The following is a 1769-nucleotide window of genomic DNA, read 5'->3' as shown; positions in this document are numbered from 1 at the left end:
CGCGGCACACCGTTTATGCCTGGTGACCATAGCGAGTTGGAACCACCCCTTCCCATCCCGAACAGGACCGTGAAACGACTCCACGCCGATGATAGTGCGGATACCCGTGTGAAAGTAGGTAATCGCCAGGCTCTCCCTTGAAACCCCCCAGTACGATAGTACTGGGGGGTTTTGCTTTTGCGGCGCCGGAAATGCATGCCGCACACATATGGCGTGCTTTGCACCGGACGGATCGCGTCTGCATAATCCCTACTCTGGCCGTTTCTGACCCCTCCAAAAACATTTGTGCTGCTGAGCTTTCAGCAGGAAAAATACCTCCAATACCTCCAGTTGCCCCAAAATGGGGTTGACAATCTTTTGCAGTCAAAGTCAGCAAGGGTTGGTACCCTATCGACCCGCCAACACATCTGTGGTGAAGCTGATCCATGACAACCCTTCTCGCCGTAATCGTAGCTTGTGGTGCTTTCCTCAGGCTCTGCATTGCCTCCCCATATGGTGGTGGGCTCATGCCCACCGGCGTAGACGAATGCGGCGGCGAGAACCATCGCGGCCAGGGATAGAGCGATAATGCTGCCCGGGTATGCGGCCGCTATGTTATGTTCCGGGCCGTGGTCACCGGCATGTTGGTGAATCGATAATGCCCGGTCGCGCGGATTGTCGCTCCAACGATATCAAGCTCATTTGATCGAACCGGCCCTGGCCAGCGTATTATTGAAGAATTACCTCAAAGGGCGTGTCTCGGGGGCATCCTGCTGGATGCAGTGAGCCGCATGGCTTGCTGAGGGGATTGGAAAATAAGAAAAGGGTCTGCAAGTGAGTCTGTTGCGATTGTACGGCGCAATGCGCCGCGTGCCGTCCATGGTGAAGGCGATCCAGGCCATGCCGATAGCGAGGGCATCACTGGGCTTGCTGCTCGCCGTGCTTGCCGCCTGGCAATGTCCAGCGCATGCGCAGGTGGTGCCTCCGGCTGCAGCCCGGGCTCCCAATATTGCCTTCCACTACGGCAGCAAGCCGCCGGTGGACGCTCTCCAGGCCTTCGATATCGCGGTGGTCGAGCCGGACAGCGGCTTCGACCCGCGGCGCGTGGCCACCCCCGATACGCAGTGGTTCGCCTATGTCAGCATTGGCGAAGTCGCGCCGTCGCGCGCTTACCTGAAGGACATTCCCAAAGCGTGGCTGACTGGCAATAACGATGCCTGGGGGGCCCGTGTGGTCGACCAGGCCGCCGAGGGCTGGCCGGCTTTCTACGTGGACAAGGTCATCGCGCCGTTGTGGGAGCGCGGTTATCGCGGCTTCTTCCTCGATACGCTCGATTCCTACCAGCTCGTGGCCAGGACCGATGCCGCGCGCGCCAGCCAGGAAGCCGGCATGGTGGCGGTGATCCGCGCCATCAAGGCGCGCTATCCCGAGGCCAGGCTGATCTTCAACCGCGGCTTCGAGATCCTGCCGCAGGTCAACCAGCTGGCCTATGCGGTGGCCTTCGAGTCGCTCTACCGGGGCTGGGACCAGGCCGGCAAGCGCTTTACCGAGGTGAGCGAGGCGGATCGCAACTGGCTGCTTGGCCAGGTGCGCACGATCCGCGAGCAATACCGCCTGCCGGTGATCTCGATCGACTACTGCCCGCCCGCCGACCGCCAGTGCGCGCGCGATACCGCGGCGCGGATCCGCGCGCAGGGCATCATCCCCTATGTGGCCGACCCCGGCCTGCAGACGGTCGGCATCGGCAGCATCGAGGTGATGCCGCGCCGCGTGCTGGTCGTGCAGGACCG

Annotated in this window: 1 protein-coding gene and 1 rRNA gene; both read left to right on the top strand. The window is 61.9% G+C overall.

Features of this window, described 5'->3' with window-relative positions:
* Positions 1 to 18 precede the first annotated feature (18 nt).
* Positions 19 to 131, top strand: a 5S ribosomal RNA gene (gene rrf, locus AC3FOF_RS44525).
* 748 nt (positions 132 to 879) lie between these two features.
* Positions 880 to 1769: endo alpha-1,4 polygalactosaminidase (locus AC3FOF_RS44520; RefSeq protein ID WP_488730310.1), on the top strand; the 890-nt coding region annotated here is incomplete at its 3' end.

The sequence above is a fragment of the Cupriavidus sp. 96C5-1 genome (assembly GCF_057798855.1).
This window is presented reverse-complemented; position numbering and strand designations above follow the sequence as displayed.